20 protein-coding genes are annotated in these 19581 nt (G+C 37.2%); 12 read left to right on the plus strand and 8 right to left on the minus strand.

What is annotated here, in order from left to right; all coding sequences use genetic code 11:
• Positions 1 to 131 precede the first annotated feature (131 nt).
• The 11 genes from ACGH47_RS04550 (at position 132) to agp (ending at position 10565) form a co-directional block, all read left to right on the plus strand.
• The gene (locus tag ACGH47_RS04550) at positions 132 to 629 is read left to right on the plus strand and encodes a MarR family winged helix-turn-helix transcriptional regulator (RefSeq protein ID WP_220216370.1); all 498 of its coding nucleotides are present in this window, start codon (positions 132 to 134) and stop codon (positions 627 to 629) included.
• 78 nt (positions 630 to 707) lie between these two features.
• Complete coding sequence (locus ACGH47_RS04555; RefSeq protein WP_411622851.1) at positions 708 to 1820, plus strand: HlyD family secretion protein; 1113 nt, start codon at positions 708 to 710, stop codon at positions 1818 to 1820.
• A complete protein-coding gene (locus ACGH47_RS04560) occupies positions 1817 to 2992 on the plus strand; it encodes an ABC transporter permease (RefSeq protein WP_294826155.1) in 1176 nt (391 codons plus the stop codon). Before ACGH47_RS04555 ends, ACGH47_RS04560 begins: the two co-directional genes overlap by 4 nt.
• Before the next feature lie 419 nt (positions 2993 to 3411).
• On the plus strand, positions 3412 to 4182 hold the full coding sequence (gene agaR, locus ACGH47_RS04565) for a transcriptional repressor AgaR (protein ID WP_363317347.1): 771 nt from the start codon (positions 3412 to 3414) through the stop codon (positions 4180 to 4182).
• 48 nt (positions 4183 to 4230) lie between these two features.
• Complete coding sequence (locus ACGH47_RS04570; protein WP_411622852.1) at positions 4231 to 5397, plus strand: SIS domain-containing protein; 1167 nt, start codon at positions 4231 to 4233, stop codon at positions 5395 to 5397.
• Between the two features lie 43 nt (positions 5398 to 5440).
• Positions 5441 to 5932 carry a PTS N-acetylgalactosamine transporter subunit IIB gene (gene agaV / locus ACGH47_RS04575; RefSeq protein WP_220216365.1) on the plus strand — a complete coding sequence of 164 codons (492 nt, stop codon included), beginning with the start codon at positions 5441 to 5443 and terminating at the stop codon, positions 5930 to 5932.
• A 15-nt stretch (positions 5933 to 5947) separates the two neighbouring features.
• On the plus strand, positions 5948 to 6730 hold the full coding sequence (agaW, locus tag ACGH47_RS04580; RefSeq protein WP_065558605.1) for a PTS N-acetylgalactosamine transporter subunit IIC: 783 nt from the start codon (positions 5948 to 5950) through the stop codon (positions 6728 to 6730).
• Positions 6720 to 7616, plus strand: a complete 897-nt coding sequence (locus tag ACGH47_RS04585) for a PTS system mannose/fructose/sorbose family transporter subunit IID (protein ID WP_267350345.1) — start codon at positions 6720 to 6722, stop codon at positions 7614 to 7616. The genes agaW and ACGH47_RS04585 overlap by 11 nt, the downstream gene beginning before the upstream one ends.
• Before the next feature lie 9 nt (positions 7617 to 7625).
• A complete protein-coding gene (gene agaF, locus ACGH47_RS04590; RefSeq protein ID WP_220216362.1) occupies positions 7626 to 8063 on the plus strand; it encodes a PTS galactosamine/N-acetylgalactosamine transporter subunit IIA in 438 nt (145 codons plus the stop codon).
• Complete coding sequence (gene nagA / locus ACGH47_RS04595) at positions 8053 to 9228, plus strand: N-acetylglucosamine-6-phosphate deacetylase (protein ID WP_411622853.1); 1176 nt, start codon at positions 8053 to 8055, stop codon at positions 9226 to 9228. The genes agaF and nagA overlap by 11 nt, the downstream gene beginning before the upstream one ends.
• Before the next feature lie 77 nt (positions 9229 to 9305).
• The gene (gene agp, locus ACGH47_RS04600; RefSeq protein WP_411622854.1) at positions 9306 to 10565 is read left to right on the plus strand and encodes a bifunctional glucose-1-phosphatase/inositol phosphatase; all 1260 of its coding nucleotides are present in this window, start codon (positions 9306 to 9308) and stop codon (positions 10563 to 10565) included.
• A gap of 245 nt (positions 10566 to 10810) precedes the next feature.
• On the opposite strand, the gene ACGH47_RS04605 is transcribed toward agp, so the two are convergent.
• The 7 genes from ACGH47_RS04605 to gatA form a co-directional block, all read right to left on the minus strand.
• Positions 10811 to 11665, minus strand: coding sequence for a tagatose bisphosphate family class II aldolase (locus ACGH47_RS04605; RefSeq protein ID WP_220216359.1), 855 nt, complete (start codon positions 11663 to 11665; stop codon positions 10811 to 10813).
• A gap of 27 nt (positions 11666 to 11692) precedes the next feature.
• Positions 11693 to 12631 (minus strand): hexose kinase, encoded by a 939-nt coding sequence (locus ACGH47_RS04610; RefSeq protein ID WP_411622855.1) that lies wholly within the window; start codon positions 12629 to 12631, stop codon positions 11693 to 11695.
• A gap of 174 nt (positions 12632 to 12805) precedes the next feature.
• Positions 12806 to 13579, minus strand: coding sequence for a DeoR/GlpR family DNA-binding transcription regulator (locus ACGH47_RS04615; RefSeq protein WP_411622856.1), 774 nt, complete (start codon positions 13577 to 13579; stop codon positions 12806 to 12808).
• Positions 13580 to 13671: 92 nt separating this feature from the next.
• Positions 13672 to 14715 carry an alcohol dehydrogenase catalytic domain-containing protein gene (locus tag ACGH47_RS04620; protein ID WP_411596738.1) on the minus strand — a complete coding sequence of 348 codons (1044 nt, stop codon included), beginning with the start codon at positions 14713 to 14715 and terminating at the stop codon, positions 13672 to 13674.
• A gap of 122 nt (positions 14716 to 14837) precedes the next feature.
• Positions 14838 to 16190 carry a PTS galactitol transporter subunit IIC gene (locus ACGH47_RS04625; protein ID WP_411622857.1) on the minus strand — a complete coding sequence of 451 codons (1353 nt, stop codon included), beginning with the start codon at positions 16188 to 16190 and terminating at the stop codon, positions 14838 to 14840.
• Between the two features lie 4 nt (positions 16191 to 16194).
• On the minus strand, positions 16195 to 16479 hold the full coding sequence (gatB, locus tag ACGH47_RS04630) for a PTS galactitol transporter subunit IIB (protein ID WP_220216354.1): 285 nt from the start codon (positions 16477 to 16479) through the stop codon (positions 16195 to 16197).
• 20 nt (positions 16480 to 16499) lie between these two features.
• Positions 16500 to 16949, minus strand: a complete 450-nt coding sequence (gene gatA / locus ACGH47_RS04635; protein WP_267358887.1) for a PTS galactitol transporter subunit IIA — start codon at positions 16947 to 16949, stop codon at positions 16500 to 16502.
• A gap of 317 nt (positions 16950 to 17266) precedes the next feature.
• Here gatA and ACGH47_RS04640 point away from each other — a divergent pair, with 317 nt between their 5' ends.
• Positions 17267 to 17761, plus strand: coding sequence for a gluconokinase, GntK/IdnK-type (locus ACGH47_RS04640; protein WP_363317348.1), 495 nt, complete (start codon positions 17267 to 17269; stop codon positions 17759 to 17761).
• Positions 17762 to 17854: 93 nt separating this feature from the next.
• Here ACGH47_RS04640 and ACGH47_RS04645 read toward each other — a convergent pair whose 3' ends face one another.
• A complete protein-coding gene (locus ACGH47_RS04645; protein ID WP_294826184.1) occupies positions 17855 to 19576 on the minus strand; it encodes a thiamine pyrophosphate-dependent enzyme in 1722 nt (573 codons plus the stop codon).
• Positions 19577 to 19581 lie beyond the last annotated feature (5 nt).

Below are 19581 nucleotides of genomic sequence, written 5' to 3' on the forward strand. Positions count from 1 at the left end.
GTCAATTAAATTTAGGATCCTTACCCTGATTGGCTTTAACCTTTAATATCCAATCACCCTTGGTTAAATAATGTTGCTAATCAAAATTTAAATAGTATAATTAGCCGACTAAATAAATTGAGTAATGATAATTGAATTACAAGTCAAGAAAGCTTCCGTCTCGTGAAACGTTAGCACGAGCACAAAGATTTAATGATGATATTGTTGATGTTTCAGGCGTTGATCTGGTCTTAAGCTTGATCACCACGGCTGACTTAATCCGTTCAAACATTTACGCACAACTGACTAAAGATTATGATGTTTCAGAAGGTAAGTTCGCATTATTAATGTCACTCTTTTCGGAAGGTGAAACCTGTGCCAGTGATTTGGCATTACGCATAGGTGTTACCCCTGCTACCGTGTCAGTTATGGTTAAGCGAATGCTAGCTGCAACTCCACCATTAATCACCATGTCTAAAAGTGGTGAAGATGGCCGCTCTCGACTTATCTCATTGACTGAAGTTGGCGAAAAATTAATTCAAGAAGCATTACCCAATCACCTAAAATCGATTCGTGCTTTTGCCGAAGTTTTAAACTCGCAAGAACAAGAGTCTTTAATATTGATGTTACGTAAACTTTTACGAAAATAACTGACTTTAAGCTTACTTAAAGTCTATTTTATTTATCTAAATACTTAGCTGACTAATTAAATGGAAAATAAGCTATATATGAAAAAAAATATCAAAATCCCTGTTATATTTTTGGTTATCCTAACAGTTGCCTCTTTTTTAATCTTTTTAGGTTCTCGAAATGATGCCGTCACCGTGGCTAAAAGCATTAAATCTGGCGTATTAACCGCAGATGAGATTAATATTGCCTTTCAAAATGTGAGCGGAAAAGTCATCAAACGATTTGTCGAAGAATCACAATTTGTAAAAAAAGGGGATCCGTTAATGCAATTAGAAGATGTCGATACTAAGTTAGCTATCGATCGTCTACAAGCGCAGGTTGACAGCCAAAAAGCGGCAGTTGCTCAAGAACAAGCTGCCATTGCGATCACCGAAAACGAAACAAATTTAACCGAATTATCCACTTGGCGTAAAATTGAAGAAGTGAAAGCAAATTTAGAAGCCGCTAAATCAGCTCAAAATTTAGCTCAAATGGAGTTTGATCGTCAAACCCAATTACGTAAAACAGGGGGAAACTCGCAATCGCAACTTGATACCGCCCGTAATGCCTTTACGGTTGCGAAAATGCAAGTTGTTCAGATTCAAAGCCAATTATCCACCTTAATGATTGGTGCAACAACCGAACAAATTAATCAATTTGAGCAAACTCGAAATGCAACAGGTATGACAATACAATCTGTTGCTATTGCCCGACAAAAACTTCAAAACCGACAAAATCAGTTAGCTCAGCTCCAAGCACAACTTGCACAAGCTGAAGCAGACTTAAAACAACTACATATCAATTATCAACGATTAACATTAACGGCACCTGAAGATGGCAAAGTATTAAAAATCATGTTCGAAGATGGTGAATTAGCTCCGACAGGCGCACCAGCAGTGTTATTAGAGACCGATCGTAAATACATTGATATTTATGTAAACGAAAAAATGGTTAATGACTACCAACCGGGCACAACGGTTAAAGCCAATGTCATCGCGCTTGATAAAGAGATAAAAGGGAAAGTTCGTTTTGCAACCGCAGCACCTTCTTTTGCGGACTTACGTATGACACGTGAACGTGGTCAAGCTGATTTAACCTCTTATCAGGTCAGAATATATATGGAATCTATTCCAAAACTTTTAACCGGTATGACAATCGAGGTTGATCAATGATGCAAAACATCATTAAATCTATGCTTGAAGAACTTGACGCAATGTTGTCAGGTCACTTCATTCCATATTATAAAGTTGCAATAGGATTAGCAGCCATTGTTGCGCTAATCTTTTCCATTGTGTTAAGTCATGGTGCCGTTTTTGAAGGTAAGATTGCGGTTATTGATCTTGATGGTTCACATTATTCAACGGAATTAATCAGTAAAGTCAATACTTCGCCTTATATCGAAGTATCCGAAGTCATCCGATCACCGGTGAATCCTATCACTTTAGTTTCGCACGATCGCAATTTAGGGGTACTTTATATTCCTAAAGGATTAGAGAAAAGTCTTAAAAAAGGTGACCAAACTGTTCGTTTAGGGTATTTTGCCGATGATACCAATGATGCACAAAATGCCAAAGTGTTACAAAGCTTAAATGAATATATTCCTGAGTTAGGGGCTGAGCTTAGCGTTGGTAAAGTGTCTGCATTAGGTTTAGGACATGAAGGGACAGAAGCCACCTTATCGCCAATGCAACTTAAAACGCGATATATGTTCAATCCAGCTAGCTCTTCCACTATATCGACAATTATCTATTTTGTTTACTTCTTTTCGTCACTGACGTATGGATTAACTTCTTTAATGATTGTCGGCCGTTTAAAAGTCACGGGCATGTGGAATACAGTTTTAGAAAGAGGCTTTGTTGCACTATTAGCAAGAACAGTCCCTTATGCATTATTTTATACGACCGGATTAACATTAATAACCGCCGTATTAGTGATCTTTGGACAATTACGTTTTGATGGTAACTATTTTATTTTTATACCAAGCATTTTCATGACCGGACTTGCATTTGGTTGGTTAGGTTTTTTACTTTCCTGGAAAACCAATAATCCAGGTGAAGGTGCAAGCAAAATGATTTTCTTAGTGCCACCAGGATTTATTATGGGTGGATCAACCATGGCGGTCGGGATTATGCCACTTTGGACTTACTATGTTAGTCATGCATTTCCTTTAGTCTGGCTATTTCGATTCTTCCGAGATATCGCCATGCGAGGACGTTCACTGATTGATATGCTATCTACCTATGGCATTTTCATTATTTATTTAACTGTCATTGCGTTTGTGGTGATGATCGTTTTTGAACGAACGCAAAAATCCATTGCACAACCCAAAACCGACGTAAGCTAAATCATTAATAAAGTTATTGAAACTCTCATTGGGTTTCAATAACGACTTTCACTGTATTAAACTTTGGACTCAACGTTATTTCTTTTTATTGATAAAATTTCTAAATATCTTGGTCAAATTATCCAATTTGTGATCTTCATCACTTCATTAAACGAAATACACGTTATTTTTTTGATGATTTAAGTATTTTTCATTATCCATTCAAGTTTGCTAATTAACTGAATAACAATACAATATTTTTTTAAGTTATTATTACTCCCCTTACCCTTTCTTTCACTTCCTTTCAAATGAAAAGGTTTTCACGTTTTTACAACCAAAATTGGTTTTGTGACTCACCTATCATTTTTCGATCCTTTGCATATGTTTAAATTGAATAACAGAATGAAAGCAAAACAAGTAATTATGTTATGAATGATTTAATAATGAATACATTGCAACGTCGAGAAAAAATTATTTATTTACTCGGTAAAGAAAATACCGTTTCAGTCAATAAATTAAGTAAACTTTTTAAAGTTTCAACTGTCACCATTCGTAATGATCTTCGCCATTTAGAACAAAAAGGTTGTGTATTGCGTTCCTATGGCGGTGCTATGCTAAATAAAGCTTTCGCTTTTGATAGACCTTTACAAGATAAAAGTCGTATTAACTCTACCATTAAAAATAAGATTGCCCAAAAAGCGGCAGAAATGGTTAAAGATGGTGATCGCATTATTCTCGATTCAGGGTCAACAACTGCAGCCATGGTGCCTTACCTGCGTGAAAAACAAAATCTCATTGTTTTTACCAATGCAATTAATATTGCCTATGATTTATCAATCAATACTGACATTGAAGTCATCATTGCTGGCGGTAATATTCGAAAAAAAGCCTTTTCTATTTCGGGACCAACCGTAGAACAACAACTTAAAATGTATCATTTTAATAAACTTTTTTTAGGTGTTGATGGCTTTGACCTTAGCGCAGGTATCACAACACCCAATTTTGGCGAAGCATCGGTTAATCGAGTCATGTGTCAAGTTTCAGGTCAAATCATTGCGATAACGGATTCAAGTAAATTTGGACGTAAAAGCTTTTGTATGATTGAAAAAATCAATCCTATTGAAACGCTGATTACAGATTCAAACATTCCAAAAGAATATTTAACGCAATTACACACATTAGGCATTAATGTGGTTATTGCCAATCTATAAACTTTTCTCTTTTTTTATTTTTATGACTTAACAAACAGGATCACAATTATGCAACAATACTTAAATTATTCGAAAGAGTGGTTAGAACAACACGGCGCAATTCATACAGCTAAAGAAATTTGTCAACAACCTAAAATTTGGCGTGATTTGCTTCAATTACTTTCCCAAAGACAACCTCAAATAGAAGCCTTTCTAACCCCTTTACTGGCTGATCCGAATTTAGTTATTATCCTTACCGGTGCGGGATCTTCTGCTTTCGGCGGTGTCGCCCTTGCACCATGGCTAAGAGAACAGACTAAACGCAATGTTTATGCTTATGGCACTACTGAAATTGTTGCTGATCCATTACAATATTTATCTGCCCATAAAAAAACATTAATTGTTTCGTTTGCTCGTTCTGGCAACAGCCCTGAAAGCGTTGCAACCGTAAAATTAGCCGATCAAATCGTTTCAGATTGCTATCACCTATTGTTAACCTGTAATCCCAATTGTGCATTAACCGATTATGCTAACCAAAAAAATAATGCTCAGCGTATATTTCAATTAGTCCTGCCAGAAGGAACGCATGATCTTGGGTTTGCGATGACATCGAGTATTAGTAGCATGATATTAGCCACACTGCTGCTTTTAGGCGGTATCGATACTCATGATGCAAATGATGCAGTCATGAAAATTGCCACTATTTGTGAGCAACAACTTTTAAATTGGCAAACCATCACAAAACAATTAGCCCAAAAAAATCATGAACGAGTAATTTATGTTGGTAGTAGTTGTTTCACTGGCACCGCTCAAGAAGCCGCATTAAAAATTTTAGAACTCACTGCCGGTAAAATTGCAACCCGATTTGATTCAATATTAGGTTTACGCCATGGCCCTAAATTTATGATTAATGAAAAAAGTTTAGTGGTATGTTTCTTTTCTAACGATGCTTATATCCACCAATACGATATCGATTTATTTAATGAGTTAGAATACGATCGTATCGCAACAGATGTACTTGCTTTGAGCGGTCAGCAGAGCACGCATAAACAAATATTGTCGGTTGATTGTCATCTTTCCGATTGTTGGTTGATTTTTCCTTACTTAGTTTTTGCTCAAATGTTAGCGTTTGAAAAATCACTGAGTGTTGGATTAACCCCTGACAATCCTTGTCCTACCGGTGAAGTGAATCGAGTTGTAAAAGGTGTGACCATTTATCCATTTCATCAAATTTAAGTCATCAATCCGATTAAACCTTTAAATAAAAGGATATAAAAATATGAGTACTCCCAATATTCTTATGACACGTATTGATAACCGCTTAGTTCATGGTCAAGTCGGTGTGACTTGGGTGAATGCGCTTGGCGCTAATCTTTTATTAGTTGCCAATGACAGCGCTGCGCAAGATCCGGTACAACAAAATCTGATGGATATGGTTATTGCAGAAGGAATTCAAACGCGTTATTTCACCTTGCAAAAAACTATCGACATTATTGGCAAAGCAGCTGAACGTCAAAAAATCTTTATTGTTTGTAAAACACCACAAGATGTTCTAACTCTAGTTAAGGGTGGCGTACCCATTAAATTTGTCAATGTTGGTAATATGCACTTTTCTGAAGGGAAAAAACAGATCCATAAAACGGTATCCGTTGATGACAATGATATCGCTGCTTTTAAAGAGCTGGAAAAGTTAGGCGTCACTTGCGAAGTTCGCCGTGTACCGGACGAATCTGGCGAAAAAATAGCAGATTTACTCAATCTATCATCATAGCAAGAGGGGCAAATTATGTTAATGGATGCTTTATTGATAGGACTACTAGCCGGTATTGCTGGGGTAGACTTATTTGACGGACTTACGCATTTACACAGACCAATCGTAATTGGACCGTTAGTTGGATTGATTTTGGGTGATGTAAAAACAGGTTTATATGTGGGTGGTTCATTAGAACTGGTCTGGATGGGCATGGTTCCACTCGCTGGCGCACAACCTCCAAATGTTGTTATAGGCGGCGTGATTGGTACCAGTTTTGCAATTTTAACGCACACCGAGCCTAAAGTTGCCATTGGGATAGCGGTTCCCTTTGCCATAGCGGTACAAGGTTGTATTACCCTTTTATTTACATTCTATTCGCCAATGATGCACAAATGTGATCGCTATGTTGATCAGCTCAATTTTAAAGGTATTGAGTGGGTGAACTATCTGGGGATGATAATTCTATTTTGTTTCTATTTCATTGTCGCATTTTTACCTATCTATTTTGGTGCTGATGCAGCAACCGCGTTAGTTGAAAAATCACCTAAATGGTTATTAGATGGGCTTAGTGTCGCGGGCGGAATGATGCCAGCAATTGGTTTTGCAATGCTAATGAAGATTATGATGAAGAAAACGTATGTTGCTTACTTTATCTTAGGTTTTCTGGGGGTGACCTATCTTAATTTACCTATTTTAGCCATTGCATTAGGTGCTTTAGCCATTGCAATGATTGATTTCTATAATTATAGCCGTGATAACAATGACAGTAACAAGTCTGTAAGCGCAACTTCAGTGGAGGTAGAAGATGGAATTTAATGATGATCATGACCAAAAAATGGCAGATAAAGAAGAAAAACGTATGGCACAAGCACTCGCCACAAGTAAAGTTTCGGCAGATACGTTTACCGACCAAAGCCAAGATGTCACACTAACTAAAGGTGATATAAACCGAATGGCGTTTCGCTCATTGGCGTTGCAAGCATCATTTAATTACGAACGGATGCAAGCTGGCGGTTGGCTTTTTACCGTATTACCTGCATTGCGTAAAATTCATAAAAATAAGGATGATCTAAAAAATTCTATGCACATGCATATGGAATTTATCAATGTTCATCCTTTCGATGCGACCTTTTTATCTGGATTAGTCTTAGCCATGGAAAAAGGAAAAGAAAACATATCGACTATTCGGGCGGTAAAAGTTGCCTTAATGGGGCCATTAGGCGGAATCGGTGATGCGCTATTTTGGCTCACCTTATTACCAATCTGTGCAGGGATTGGCGCCTCATTAGCTTTAGAAGGAAGTCTGTTTGGTCCGATCATTTTTTTGTTAATGTTCAATTTAGTCCATTTCGGTCTACGTTTTGGACTTGCTCATTACGGTTATCATGCAGGAACCAGTGCGTTACCTTTATTAAAATCCCATACTAAGCGTATTTCACACGCAGCCTCCATTGTCGGTATGACCGTTATTGGTGCACTGGTTGCCTCTTACGTGCATTTTTCAACGCCGTTAGAAATTAATGCGGGTCAAGCGCATATTGCGTTACAAGCGGATGTGCTCGATAAACTCATGCCGAATTTGTTACCGCTTGGATTTACATTAACTATTTATTACTTGATGAAACGTAATTTTTCACCCGTTAAATTAATTGGGTTAACGGTGATTATTGGTGTGGTCGGCAAATTAGTGGGAATTTTATAGAGGAAATTTATGTTAGGCGTAATATTAACAGGTCATGGTAGCTTTGCTACCGGACTTTTTGAAGCAGCAACACAAATCATTGGTGAACAAACACAATTTAATGCCGTTAATTTTCCTGATGGCATGAGTAGCGAACAATTAGCAGAACAGTTAAATACGGCATTAAAACAGTGTGATCGTGGTCAAGGTGTGATATGTTTGACAGATATTGTTGGTGGTTCGCCTTTTCGACTAGCCGCCATGTTGAGTTATCAATATAATAATATTGAAGTGATAAGTGGGACTAATCTGCCATTATTACTTGAAATATTATTACAGCGAGAGGATCTGGACTTAGCAACAATTCGTCAAGAAACCATTGAAAATGGGCAAAGAGCGATAACGAGCTTATGGCACGAGCACCAAAAAAAATCACCTAAAAATGAGGAGTGTTCTGATGGAATTTAAGCAAATCCACGCCAAACAAGTGTTAACACCGGTTGGCTGGCTTGATAATGTCATTGTCACCATTCAAAACGGAATCATCACGGATATCACACCGAGTGATAAACAGTGTCCTAATCAAATCAAACTATTACCAGCACTGATTGATACGCATATTCATGGTGTCATGGGCGCCGATACCATGGATGCGACCCATGAATCACTCAATACCATGAGCAATTTTTTAGCCCAACATGGGGTAGGTGCTTTTTTAGCAACGACGGTGACAGAAAGCCATGACAAAATCGAAGCCGCATTACGACAAGTTAAAAACAGCATTCAGCAAGGCGTAACAGGCGCAACCTTGTTAGGTTCTTATCTGGAAGGCCCTTTTTTTAATGCTATTCATAAAGGTGCCCACCCAGAAGCATTACTGCAAGCCCCCGATCGCGCTACAATTGAAAAATGGCTAACCTTAGCCGAAGGAACATTAAAGTGTATCGCTTTAGCGCCCGAGTATCCCAATGCTTTAGCCATTATCAAATGGTTACGTCATCAAAATATTCGGGTCATGATTGGGCATACTAATGCAGATTATCAAACAACAAAAGCCGCACTTTTAGCAGGCGCAAGTGGTGTAGTGCATTGCTATAATGGCATGTCAGGATTACATCATCGTAACCCAGGTGTTGTTGGTGCAGCTCTCAGCATAGATCATTGCCAAACCGAAATCATTGTTGATGGTCACCATGTACACCCTGCCGCAGTTGCAATTGCCCATAAGTGTTGTGGAGAAAATTTACTTTTAATCACCGATGCTATGCGTGCAACGGGTATGCCTAATGGTGACTATTATTTAGGTCAGTTGCGAGTGCATATGAAAGATAATGTTGTTCGCACCGATGATGGAAACTTGGCAGGTAGCACATTAACTCTTGATTGTGCAGTTAATAATTTGGCAAACTTTACTAATACTTCTTTTGATAAGGCTTGGCTACATGGTAGTTATTACCCAGCCAAAGCATTAGGCATAGACAACACATTGGGTAGCATTGCGCCAGATAAAATCGCTAATTTGGTTGTTCTTAACGAACAAAATCAATTGATTGCAACTTTAGTTAAAGGCAATATCGTTTATCAATCTAATCAATTCAACGAACAATATATCACTCACCCCAAACAAGTTTAATAAATATGGAAAATGCCTGAATAATAACTCATCATTAATAGCAGTTGAGTTTTGATTTAAGCAAATTAGGAGATCAGATGAAAAAGATAATATTAAAGGGAATCATAGCATTAACAACTGTTTTATCTTTCAATGTACCAGCTATCGAAACAGTGAACGATTTTACATTAGAACAAGTTGTTGTTTTTAGTCGCCATGGTTTGCGAGCACCATTAGCTAGCCCTAATAGTACGTTGGGTAAAGTCACGCCCAATCAATGGCCGCAATGGGATACCCCAGCGAGTTATTTAACGACTCGTGGTGGAGCATTAGAAAGCTATTTTGGTCACTATTTCAGTGAATGGTTAGTCGATAACAAATTATTAAATCGAGATCGTTGTCCAAACGACCAAGATGTTTATATTTATACCAATAGTTTGCAACGCACAATTGCCACCGGACAGTTTTTTGCAGTTGGTGCTTTTCCGGGTTGTCTTGTGCCGATTATCCATAAAGAAAAACTTGGCAGCATGGATCCGCTATTTTTCCCTGTCATTGATGATAATAGTTCAGCCTTTAAACAGGCCGCAATCAATTCAATTAACCAAACTGCCGATACCAAAGGCATTGAAGGGCTGAATGAAAAACTGGGTAAAGCGTATCAAGACATGTCGACTATCCTAAATTACCCTAATTCAACCAATTGTATTACACATAAACAGTGTGATTTTGCACATTTACCCACCGAGCTTATTATTGAAAAAGGCAAGGAACCTGGTATAACAGGCGCACTTCGCACGGGAACATCCATTGCTGATGCTTTTATATTACAATATTATGAAGGATCGCCTTTACATGATATTGCTTGGGGGCAGATAAAGGATAAACAACAATTCGAACAGTTAGTTGCGATCAAAGAGCACTACAATAGCGTTTTATTTGGATCGCCCGTTGTGGCAAAACAAGTGTCAGCAAAATTAGTTAATTATATTAATCACGCTTTTTCAGAAAATGAAGTACATCCTAAATTTACGCTGTTAGTGGGACATGATTCCAATGTAGCCTCCCTACTTTCAACAATTAAAATTAAGCATTACACGTTACCAGAGCAGTTTGAAACCACCCCTATTGGTGGGAAAATTGTCTTTCAAAAATGGCGTAATAATCACAATGGCGAAGCACTGATGAAAATTGAATATTTTTATCAATCCACCGACCAGATCCGTGACTTAGTACAATTAAACCGTCAAAACCCACCGCATAAAGTCGTATTAGAAATGGAAAATTGTCCTATTAATGCTAATGGATTTTGTTCATTTTCAACGTTTAAACAAGTGCTGAATCATCTCATCCAATAGCATTAATTTTGTCGATCGTGTGCTTAAAAAGTCACTTAAGCACACTCTATCAAATCCTAAAACCTAACGAGGTATTTTGATGTTAGCCGTGACTCACTCATTTCGTAAAAATAAAATGAGTTCACCATTATAACTATAAAATCACTTTTTAGTGACAATACATACCCCCATTATTAACTGACAGTAAGTGACTGCCAGTGTAATAAATTAACGCTCATTTCAAGTTAATTACCCATACTTTTCTATTATAATTTTCCTGCACTTCCACAAATGCGAATTTTTTCTTCCACAATTTTCGCCATAGCTAATTTAGCTGGTTGCATATAATGTCTTGGATCGTTAGCATCAGGGTGATGATTAAAATCTAGCTTTAACGCATCTGAAAAAGCAATTTTTAATTCCGTTGCCACATTCACTTTACAAATGCCTAAGGAAATCGATTTTTTTACCATCACTTCAGGAATACCCGATGCGCCATGTAATACCAGTGGAATATCAACTTTATCGCGTATTTTGGCTAATCGTTCAAAATCAAGTTTAGGTTCACCTTTATAGAGCCCATGAGCTGAACCAATGGCAACAGCTAGCGAATCGATACCTGTGCGCTCGACATACGCTTTGGCGGCATCCGGATCTGTAAATGCACTCTCTTTATCTTCAACAATTAAATCATCTTCTTGCCCACCAAGCCTGCCTAATTCGGCTTCAACACTTGCATTATATTGATGACTAAATTCAACCATTTTTTTCACAATTTCAATATTTTCTTCATAGGGATGATGTGACGCATCAATCATAATCGAGCGAATACCCGCTTCAATTTTTTCTTTAATATCACTGATGTTTTCGTGGTGATCCAAATGTAACGCAAATGGAAAGCGCAGCATTTGTGCTGCAGTTTTGCAAATATTAATTAAGTAGGGTGTGCCTGCATATTGATAAGTTGACGGTGTTGCTGCGAGTATAACCGGTGATTCCATTTTTTTAGCTGTATCAACCACAACTTGAATGGTTTCCAGATTGTGTATATTAAACGCAGGTACGGCATATTTTTCACGTTGGGCTTTTTTTAACATCTCTTGACTAGAAATAAGATACATAAGTCACTCCTAATTAACCTTATATTTTTAGATAATTTTTGTAATTTTCACTTGTTGATAATAGTGGTCGTAATGACGCATATTCACAAACCCTGTCTGTGATTCCATGGCATTGAGCATTCCCATCGTCATAGCTCGAGCTAACATCATTTCAATCGATTCATTTTCATGCAAGCTGACTGCCAGCCCAGCTAAAGTAATATCTCCTGATCCCACCGGATTAATGACCTTAATTTGGGGAATTGAGGCTTGATAATATTGATGATGGCAACGCGCAAACGCTCCATTTTTCCCTAATGAGATAACAATAATCGGAATGTCACTTAATAACGGATGGTTGAGTGCCTGGATTAATGAATGGGTATCATCCGCATCAATCTTCATCTCAATGATTTGTTGTAATTCTTCTTTATTTGGCTTGATTAAATAAGGTTTGTGTTTTGAAATCAGTGTTGCATAGAGCATTTTGCCTGATGAATCTAACAACACCGGAATTTGACGTTTTTCAGATTGTTCAATCAATTTGACATAAAAATCGATGGGAAAACCTTGAGGCAATGACCCCGATATTGTGATGATTTTGGCTTGCTCAAGCATGGTTTCATAATGGTTCAGAAATTGTTCAACATCATTATTATCCAGCTCTGGGCCTGACTCTAAAATTTCGGTTTGATTGCCTTCATGCAAAATAGCGATGCAGTTTCTTGACTCCTGTTTAGTTGTATAAAAGCAATAAGCAATGTTATCTTTGTCTAACTGCTTTTTAATGTATTCACCAGTTGTTCCTCCAATAATGCCAGAGGCTAAAACAGGTATACCAGAGAATTTTATACCTCGGGTCACGTTAAGCCCTTTACCACCAGCTGTCTTTTTTACATTCGATACTCGATTAATATCATCAATAATTAATTTATTTAAAGGGTATGCGATATCCACTGAAGGATTCATTGTAATCGTTAATATCATATTCTCACCTACATGTTAATGCTTTGTGAGAAATAACCATTGAGCAACCGTAATCTTTAAACTAACACCTATTTTCAACTGGTTAAAAAAACGATTCAAACCATATTGATGAAAATAGTATTTTTCGATCCACTCAATTGTCTTAAAAAAGTACACCATGACCAGAACAATATCTTAAACCGCTATTAAATTGACGCCTTGCTGCTCAAATTCTTGTCGACACCTATTATCAATACCCGAATCCGTAATGATAGTGTCTAATTTATTGAGCGGTAACACGATGTTGATTCCATTGCGTCCAAATTTAGATGAATCTAAAACTGCGACGACTTTTTTAGCGGCATTTGCCATAATATTACTAATGGTGTAACCTTCATTAAACGTTGTTATTCCTCGTTTTGCATCGATTCCATCTGCGCCGACAAATAAAATATCAGCAGAGATGCCGTCTAACGATTGCTCAGCAATTTTTCCATGAAAAGAGCGCGTCTTGTGTCTGAGTGTTCCACCACATATAAATAACATAATGTCACTATTGTCGGAGAGAATAAAAGCAGAAGTAAGACTATTGGTAATGACAGTGATATGCTTTAATTTAACCAGTTCTTCAGCTATCAACATCGTGGTGCTACCACTATCTAAAATAATAATATCGCCTTCTTTAACATGTTTAACTGCTTCAATTGCAATGCGTTTTTTAGCTTCAATAAATCGCTGATAACGTTCTTCTAACTGCAATTCTTTAAATGATTTGATGTCATCATTGTCAATAATTTTGGTTGCACCACCATGAAATCTGTTTAGCACGCCTTGTTTTTCTAATAATCTAAGGTCTGTTCTAATGGTCACTTCAGAAACACCATACTGTTCTGACAGATCACTGACCAATACCGTACCTTTCATATTAAGAATATCTATAATTTGTTGGCGTCTTTCACTTGCGTTCATAATATTTCCTTTTTCGAAATCTTTTCAGCAGTGTATAACAAACAAAATCAAAAGATAAGTTTTCATTTTCAATGATTGACGTTAATCAATAGTTAATTGCAGTTGAGCAATATTTTTCCATTCATGGCTCGCCCATTTAAACTGGTAACTTGCTCAATAAACGAATCAAAATCACCTATACCGGCAACCAGTTCATCCAGTTTTATTTTACCTTCTACAAAAAATTGGCTTACCAGTTGCCACTCTTTGCCTGGCCATGGCGCAGAATAATTCATCCAACTACCTAAAATTTGTAGTTCTTTTCGTAGAATTAAACTAAATATTTTTTCTGAAAGCGTCAGATCATTATGTAAAGTGCCAACCAAACCAATTTGAGCTCGTGGGCCAGCAATCTCAATGGCAAGTTTAACGGTAATCGGTGATCCAGCCGTTTCTAATACCAACTGATCAAACCGATTGATTGATAATGCTTGATAAATTTCATCTGCTGTAAGGTCTTTTGAGTTATAGACCTGATCTGCGCCTAAGCGTTTAGCTAGCAGAAGGCGATCGTCATTAATATCAAGAACAGTTACCGTGTTGGCACCCATTGCTTTTGCGCATTGCATAGCAAGCAATCCAATTGTACCGCCGCCTACAATGACCACGTTTTTATCTTGGCAACCACCAGCTAATAAAATGGCATGCATTCCCACTGTCATTGGTTCGAAAAAAGCCCCTTGAAGTGGTGTAACGCCTTTTGGCAATTTAAAGGCATTTTTTTTATTTAATAAAATATACTCAGCAAATCCCCCCGTTATTCTTGAGCCAACAAAGGTATAGTGCTTACAAAGTGAGTAATAATGTTTTTTACACTCATCACAAGCAAAACATGGCAATAAAGGGGCACATGAGATTAAATCACCTATTTCAAATTCGGTCACACCGCTACCTAATTCTGTCACAACACCACTAAATTCATGCCCCAGTGTAATAGGGTAAAAATGTGCGCCATGATGAAATATTCGAGGTATATCCGAGCCACACAATCCCGAATAAGCGACTTTAACTAAAATCTGATCCGGTGAGATTATTTTGGGTACTGGAATATCCTTTATAGATAACGTACCTCCTTCATTGACTAGAATCACTTTCATTTTATGTTCCTTTTTAAATAATCAATTTTGTTAATGCATGCTTTCACTGACATTTCAGTGAAAGCATAGAAATCAACTTCATTTCAATAACTTATTGCTTTGTGTTTATCGCCTCTATTTATTTAATTTTGCCCAGTTGCAACTTGATATTTTCGAGCTCGTTTCCATGTTAAAAATAGGCAGAAAAGATAGAAAATTCCAATAGCGATAAATCCAATAGGTTGTTTCAAATTGACTAGTTGAACCATGATATAAGTAATAGGCGATCCACCTTGATCCATAGCACCGACTGAAATACCGGTATCGGAATTGATCGTACCTGCATTGAGGGCTAATTGGGTCGTAAGTGGAATCATTTGTGTAGCAATCCATAGTGTGATAGCAATGATGATGGAAACAGAAAGAATAATTCTAAATAGATTACCTTGGTGAATCGCTACCCCCATCGCAATGAAGAAGCCAATCGTTGCTAAATCCCCAAAGGGTAAGACCTCATTACCCGGTAATATAATGGCGATAAAAATACTTAAAGGAATAAAAATTAAACTTGCCGAAACAACGGTTGAATGTCCTAATAGTAGAGCAGGATCTAAACCGATAAGAAAATCTTGTCCACCAAATTTAGATTGTAAATGTTTACGTGCCTGTTTAGATATTGGTGTTAAGCCATCCATAATCGGTTTAATTACGCGTGGCATCAATAACATTACTGCGGCTGTTTGAATAGCAAGTTGTAATGTCTCTTTAACGCCATATCCGGCTAATATTCCTAACAAGATCCCCATAAATAATCCAACAGTGACCGGTTCGCCAAACGCGCCAAATCTTTTTTGCATGTCAACGGCGTTAAAGTTAATCTTATTAATAACAGGTATTTTCTCAATCACCGCATCAACAAATACCGCAATTGGTCCACAATAAGCAGATGTGCCATGCGGAACAGCAATGCCTTCAAGTTCAAAAAACTCTTTAGTATCTTTGGCAAACCAATCCCCTAGCTTATAAGCAATAATGGCATGGACAATTACACCTGCGATACCTAACCAGTAGGATCCAGATGCGATATAAACCAGTGCACCAGTAAAGGTCATATGCCAAATATTCCAAATATCAACATTAACAACTCGAGTGAGTTTAGAAACCAACATCACAATATTGACGGCTATAGCAATAGGAATTGCAACTAAAGCAATTTGTGATGCCCATGTCATCGGCGCAGCGCCGGGCCAACCAACATCAATAACATTCAAACTGATATCAAATCTTTCTGCCATGGCTTTTGCTGCTGGTCCAACTGAACTTGTGAGCAAACCAACAACCAAACCGATTCCAACAAAACCGATGCCTATATGAATACCAGCTTTTAAGGCATCACCCACTTTCATTCTTAACACTAATGAAAAGAGAATAATCACAATCGGCAACATGACTGAAGGGCCAAGATCCAAAATGTACTGCATAATTTCGGTAAACATATACTTATCCTTTTAGAATCGACAATATTTTATCTTTTAGCTGATCAATCCCTACCCCCGAAACAAAAGGCATACCGTGTACAATCGGGATATCACCAAAAGTTTGATCCATTCTGGCTGTAGTACAGATCAAATCGACATCATCAATAAAAGTATTAATTTCATTAATACGACACTGAACAAGATCTAACTTAATATTATTTTCTTTGCAGAGTTCTTTTATCTCTTCTGCAGCCAAAGTTGATGTTGCAACTGCACCACCACACGCAACAATAATCTTTTTTTTCATAATGCCTCCTAAACAACTTTCTAATTAAATATCACGTTATTAAATCGCTCAGCTATCTGATCTTGCTGTGCGTTTAATAAGAAGTGATAGAACTCTTTATCTTGTAAATTTGAAAATAATGCTTTTAAAAGCGTGAGTTGATCTTCCGGTGAAGTCACGACCAGTGAAATGATTAATGAAACCTCTACAATACTGTCTTCATCTGCTCGATTAAACGCAACAGGTGATAGTGTTCGAACAATAAAGATAGCCGGCGATATAGCATGCTCTGCTTCACAATGAGGAATGGCAACCGCATAACCATCAAGCGCAATACCCGTTGGAAATGTTTTTTCCCTTTCTATCAATGCTTCTAAATGACTTTTTTTGACAATCCCTTTTTGTTGTAGTTGTTCACTAATATAAGTAAGCGCTTCTTGTTCATTGTTAAATCGAAGATCATCTTCGATAAAGAGCTGACATTTGTTCATCTTTGATCACCCTTATTGCCTTTCTTCATTTTTTTAATAAAACTTTCGAAATCAAAAGTTATAATGAAAGATTATTTTCTTTCGAAATTAAAAGCAAATGACAATTATTATTTTTGTGATCGAAATCTATTTTTTAAGTAAAATTTGAAATTGATTGTGATAAATTTATGATTGGGCATAATATAGTTCATGATCTTCATCACAAAAGCGCGTTCTCGATATTGAAAATATCATTAAAATACTCAGAATATTATTGATAAAAAACGGAAAGGTAAGAGGTCTTTGTGTCACAAAAAACTCAACAGGTGTTTGTATTAATGGGGGTATCAGGAAGTGGTAAATCAGCTGTTGCCAAACATGTAGCTTATGATCTTGATGCCGCTTTTTTAGATGGTGATTTTTTACATCCTAAAGCCAATATTTTAAAAATGCGCAGTGGTATGCCTCTAGATGATGAAGATAGAATGCCGTGGCTTCGTTTAATTAGTGATGCAGTATTTGCCATGAGCAATGTTAATCCTATTTCAATTATTATCTGCTCAGCGTTAAAAAAACAATACCGAGATATTATTCGAGGCGAAAATAAAAATATTCATTTTATTTATTTAAAAGGTGGGTTTGAGGTCATTGCAAACCGTTTAGCTGAACGTCAAGGTCATTATCAAAAAATGGGAATGTTACAATCCCAATTTGATACCTTAGAAGAACCATCACAAGATGAAAACGATGTTTATACCGTTAATATCGAACAACCTTTAGCCGATGTAGTCAATGATACCGAATGTATCATACAGAAAATTTGTAACAGCTAAACAATCACTTTCTGCAATTATTGTTAATCAGTTGGTAATGTATCATCAACTATTCTGCCGATGTATCGGCAGAATAATCGAGATAATTTAACATTATTTTTTAATAAAATTATCCACTAATAAATTTACAACATCCCCCATTTTGCCACTCAATGATGCCTTGACGCTATATAGCGCCATTCCCATCACTTGAGACGCTTGAATTTCCGGTGGCATAACCAGCTCATTAGCACTTGTTTTGACATCTAATAAGGCAGGTCCAGAATGTGCTAAAAATGATTGCATCGCTGCTTCAAGTAAATCTGAATCTTCTACTCTGATCGAAAACAGTCCCATTGCATTAGCCACTTTAGCAAAGTCTGGATTGTGTAAATCGGTGTAATGATCCACAATTCCTTCTACTTTTTGCTCTAATTCGACAAAGTTGAGAGAGCTGTTATTTAATACAATAATTTTTATCGGTAACTGTTCTTGAATAGTCGTCAGTAAATCCCCTAATAGCATACTAATGCCACCATCACCCGATAGCGTTATCACTTGTCGGTTAGGAAATGCTTTTTGTACGCCTAAAGCTTGTGGCATAGCATTAGCCATGGTTCCATGTTTTAAACTGATGACCGTGCGTCTTTTTCCATTAGTATTAAAGTGTCGACAAGCCCAAACCATTGCTGAACCCACATCAGCACATAGAACAGCATCATCATTAGCATATTTATCAACTAATTCCGTTAAATATTGCGGATGAATCGTTGATTTTGAAGGCATGGCTTTTTTGTTCAATTTATCCATTGCTTTCATATATAATTGGCGGCATTTTTCTAAAAATGCAGCATCTTGTTTTTCTTCAACTAAAGGGATTAAAGCCGCCAAAGTAGGTTGACTACTGCCGACAACACCCACACTCACTGGATGACGTCGACCAAGGTGAGTTGCATCGATATCAACTTGAATAATGGTGGCATCATTTGGGTAAAATTGAGACCATGCAAAATCAGCACCCAACATTAGCAGCACATCACACTCTTTAATGGCGGTTAATCCTGATTCAACGCCAAACATGCCCGTCATACCGACATTGTAAGGGTTATTGTATTCGACAAAATCCTTACCTCTTGATGTATGCACAATGGGCGATTTCAATTTTTCAGCAAGTGCAATTAATTCATCATGAGCGCCATTTGCACCTTGTCCGGCAAAAATAGCCACTTTTTGATTTTTATTTAAGATTTCTGCAATTTGGGTAAGCTCTGTATCTGATGGGCGAATGATCGGATTAGGATGATAAATTTTATGCCCACTTTTATCTTCCACTTTTTCTAAACTAATATTATAAGGGATAACCAGAACAGCAACGCCACGTTGATTTATTGCGGCTTGAACGGCAGCAGTCGTAATCTGTCTTGCTTGAGTAGGATCGTTAATTTGACGACAAAAGACAGAACAATTTTTATAAACAGACTCAAAATCAACTTCTTGCGGAAAATCTGTTCCCTGTTGTGAGGTAACCAGTTGACTGGCTAAGAGAATAACAGGTGCTTTATTGCGCTGAGCTTCATAAATACCATTGATAAAATGTAAGCTTCCCGGCCCACAAGAACCTGCACATGCAGTTAGCTGATTAGTCAGATAAGCCTCGGCTCCTGCTGCAAAAGCTCCAACTTCTTCGTGTCGAACATGCACCCACTCAATGTCACTTTTTTTAATGGCACTGGTAATATAATTGAGTGTATCACCCACAATACCATAACAGTGTTTAACACCAGCTTCCTCTAAGACTTCGATAATAATTTGTGCAACTGATTTTTTTAATGACATACTGT

The sequence above is a fragment of the Gilliamella sp. CG16 genome (assembly GCF_046635785.1).
GTDB classification, from domain to species: Bacteria; Pseudomonadota; Gammaproteobacteria; order Enterobacterales; family Orbaceae; genus Gilliamella; species Gilliamella apicola_I.

Bases quoted from the DNA above. Each gene is read 5' to 3' on its own strand.
- ACGH47_RS04645 (WP_294826184.1), bottom strand. From the start codon at position 19,576: ATGTCATTAAAAAAATCAGTTGCACAAATTATTATCGAAGTCTTAGAG.
- agaF (WP_220216362.1), top strand. From the start codon at position 7,626: ATGTTAGGCGTAATATTAACAGGTCATGGTAGCTTTGCTACCGGACTT.
- agp (WP_411622854.1), top strand. From the start codon at position 9,306: ATGAAAAAGATAATATTAAAGGGAATCATAGCATTAACAACTGTTTTA.
- ACGH47_RS04560 (WP_294826155.1), top strand. From the start codon at position 1,817: ATGATGCAAAACATCATTAAATCTATGCTTGAAGAACTTGACGCAATG.
- gatB (WP_220216354.1), bottom strand. From the start codon at position 16,479: ATGAAAAAAAAGATTATTGTTGCGTGTGGTGGTGCAGTTGCAACATCA.
- ACGH47_RS04620 (WP_411596738.1), bottom strand. From the start codon at position 14,715: ATGAAAGTGATTCTAGTCAATGAAGGAGGTACGTTATCTATAAAGGAT.
- ACGH47_RS04585 (WP_267350345.1), top strand. From the start codon at position 6,720: ATGGAATTTAATGATGATCATGACCAAAAAATGGCAGATAAAGAAGAA.
- ACGH47_RS04570 (WP_411622852.1), top strand. From the start codon at position 4,231: ATGCAACAATACTTAAATTATTCGAAAGAGTGGTTAGAACAACACGGC.
- agaW (WP_065558605.1), top strand. From the start codon at position 5,948: ATGTTAATGGATGCTTTATTGATAGGACTACTAGCCGGTATTGCTGGG.
- agaV (WP_220216365.1), top strand. From the start codon at position 5,441: ATGAGTACTCCCAATATTCTTATGACACGTATTGATAACCGCTTAGTT.
- nagA (WP_411622853.1), top strand. From the start codon at position 8,053: ATGGAATTTAAGCAAATCCACGCCAAACAAGTGTTAACACCGGTTGGC.
- gatA (WP_267358887.1), bottom strand. From the start codon at position 16,949: ATGAACAAATGTCAGCTCTTTATCGAAGATGATCTTCGATTTAACAAT.
- ACGH47_RS04555 (WP_411622851.1), top strand. From the start codon at position 708: ATGAAAAAAAATATCAAAATCCCTGTTATATTTTTGGTTATCCTAACA.
- ACGH47_RS04610 (WP_411622855.1), bottom strand. From the start codon at position 12,631: ATGATATTAACGATTACAATGAATCCTTCAGTGGATATCGCATACCCT.
- ACGH47_RS04605 (WP_220216359.1), bottom strand. From the start codon at position 11,665: ATGTATCTTATTTCTAGTCAAGAGATGTTAAAAAAAGCCCAACGTGAA.
- ACGH47_RS04625 (WP_411622857.1), bottom strand. From the start codon at position 16,190: ATGTTTACCGAAATTATGCAGTACATTTTGGATCTTGGCCCTTCAGTC.
- ACGH47_RS04640 (WP_363317348.1), top strand. From the start codon at position 17,267: ATGGGGGTATCAGGAAGTGGTAAATCAGCTGTTGCCAAACATGTAGCT.
- ACGH47_RS04615 (WP_411622856.1), bottom strand. From the start codon at position 13,579: ATGAACGCAAGTGAAAGACGCCAACAAATTATAGATATTCTTAATATG.